This is a genomic window from Streptococcus lishijunsis (assembly GCF_047290665.1).
Lineage (GTDB): Bacteria > Bacillota > Bacilli > Lactobacillales > Streptococcaceae > Streptococcus.
Map to the genome: position 1 here is coordinate 1 of NZ_JBLBUC010000050.1, position 997 is coordinate 997.

1 pseudogene is annotated in these 997 nt (G+C 38.8%); it reads left to right on the forward strand.

Features of this window, described 5'->3' with window-relative positions:
* A pseudogene (locus tag ACLN19_RS09090) lies at window positions 1-997 on the forward strand (IS3 family transposase); the annotation flags it as partial.

Genomic DNA, 997 nt, shown 5'->3' on the forward strand with positions numbered 1-997 from the left:
TATACTATTGTTGAGAAACAACGAGGGAGACCTGCTAAAATGGGACGTAAGCCAAAGAAAAAAAGAGAAGAAATGACGGAGTTAGAACGACTTCAATATGAAAATGAGTATCTTAGAGCGGAGAATGCCGTCCTAAAAAAGTTGAGAGAATACCGCTTGAGGGACGAAACAAGGCTCAGAGAGCAACCCAAATCATTCAAGGATTGACGCCAAAGTTTCCATTACTCATCTTGCTTGATATTCTGAAATTATCTCGTTCCACCTACTACTACCAAGTGAAACAGCTATCGCAAAAAGATAGAGATAAGGAGTTAAAAGAGACTATTCAAGCGATTTATAAGGAACATAAGGGGAGATATGGCTATCGACGCATTCATCTTGAACTACACAATCGTGGCTATGATATCAATCACAAGAAGGTACATCGGTTGATGAAAGAACTTGGATTGAAAGCTAGGATCCGTGCTAGGCGTCGCTACAATTCCTACAAGGGAGAGATCGGCAAGAAAGCGGACAATGTGATTAAGCGTCAGTTTGAAGCCTCTAAACCTCTTGAGAAGTGTTATACAGATGTCACTGAATTTTCTATACCCGCTAGTAAAGAAAAACTTTATTTGTCACCAGTTCTTGATGGCTACAATGGCGAAATTATCGCCTATAACCTGTCCACATCACCAAACTTACACCAACTAGCGAACATGCTTGAGAAGGCATTTCCTAAAGAAAGCTATCAAGGTACGATTCTTCACAGTGACCAAGGTTGGCAATATCAACATGCTTATTACCATCAGTTTCTGACAGAACGTGGCATGAGACCATCTATGTCTCGTAAAGGAAACAGCTTGGATAATGGGATGATGGAATCTTTCTTTGGTATTTTAAAGTCAGAGATGTTTTATGGATTTGAGAAAGGCTTTAAGTCGATTGATGAACTAAAAGTCGCTATATCAGAATACATTGATTATTACAACAATAAACGAATCAAAACAAAACTAAA